This is a genomic window from Halonotius pteroides (assembly GCF_003605635.1).
In the GTDB taxonomy this organism is placed as follows: domain Archaea; phylum Halobacteriota; class Halobacteria; order Halobacteriales; family Haloferacaceae; genus Halonotius; species Halonotius pteroides.
Map to the genome: position 1 here is coordinate 1 of NZ_QMDW01000071.1, position 1,359 is coordinate 1,359.

A 1,359-nucleotide genomic window follows, 5' to 3' on the forward strand; every position below is an offset into this window, starting at 1 on the left:
CGCCCCCCGTCGACGCCTCCCCGTCGTCTCGATCCGCCCCCTCGACGCGCTCGTCAGCCCAGTCGTTGCCGTCGGATTCGTCGGCGTCGTCGCTCCCGTCGCTCTCGGCATCGCCGTCCTCGCTGCCGTCGTCGCTTCCGGGACCGGCGTGATCAGGCGGTCCGCCGTCGCCGCCGGGTCCGGCGTGTGCGGGTGGTCCGACTCGCCCGTCCGCTTCGGTTCCGTTCGCCGACTCGGTTCGGTCCTCGGCTGTCGCGTTCCCCGGACCCGCGTGTGCCGGCGGGTTACCGGGGTTGTTCGAGGTCGCGAACTCGGCGACGCGCTGGCCGACGGTCCCGTCGTCGACGTTCGAGAGCCCCCGAACGAACGCCACCACCTGGAACCCGAACGGCTGCTCCGTCCCGCGCTCGGCTATCGGACCGCTGTCGCTCTCGGAGCCGGCCGGAAGCGTCTCCCGCGTCGTCGCGGTCCGGTCGCCGACGGTCGCCCGAATCGTCACGTTCAGCCGCTCCTCGGGCGTCGGGGGTTCGACGGTACCGTCTTCCTCGGTGATGTACGTGCCGGCACCCGCGTACGCGTCGGCCCCGGCATCGACGCTCGCGTCCCCGGAAGCGGGGTCGTCGCCGTCGTCCGCCGTCTCGTTGCCGTCATCCGCCGTCTGGTTGTCGAGCGGGGCGTCTCTGTCGTCGACCAGCACGTTCACGGTGGCGTTCGCCACGCCCTCGCCATTGTCGGTCACGGTCACGAGGACGCCGTCGTCCACCGAAGCGTCGACGGCCAGGCTCCCGTTCGACGATTTCGCGTCGGCGACCGCCAGCCCGGGTCCGATCACCGACAGCGCCAGCAGCGCCGACAGCGCGACGGCGACCAGCCGTGTGTTTCGCTTCATGTTCGCCCGGCGCTACGCCGAGGACCAGATTAAACCGGGGCGCTCGTTCAGTCGGTTCACGCCGTTCGCCGGACGTCCGAGCCGAACGCAGGACGCGCGATATCGTTTATAATTGTCTCTGAGTGTTCATTCGTCCGACTCGGCGCGTTCGATCAGCGACTTCGCGCGTCGTTCGGCCTCGCGCGTCACCGCCGCCTCGTCGAGTGTCAACAGCTCCCGGTCGCGGACGACGACCTCGCCGTCGACGACGGTGTGTCGGACGTCCGACCCCCGGACGGCGTAGGCGAGGTGGCTGAGGAGGTCGTGAACGGGCGTGAGGTGTGGCTCGTCGAGGTCGACGACGACGGCACGATCACCGCGGGCGAGGCGGGTACTGCGACGATCACCGCTGAGCTGGACGCCGAGGACGTCGTCGGCGACGAGGGTGTCACTGCCGAGGCGGAAATCAACGTCGGCCTGATAACGGACCT

At 70.1% G+C, this 1,359-nt stretch carries 1 protein-coding gene and 1 pseudogene; both read right to left on the bottom strand.

All coding sequences use genetic code 11. The annotated features are described in order from the left end of the window. A partial coding sequence (locus DP106_RS15070; protein WP_120086622.1) for a hypothetical protein occupies window positions 1–889 on the bottom strand: 889 nt, incomplete at its 3' end. Between the two features lie 126 nt (window positions 890–1,015). Further along, window positions 1,016–1,359: pseudogene (locus DP106_RS16325) on the bottom strand (amidohydrolase); the annotation flags it as partial.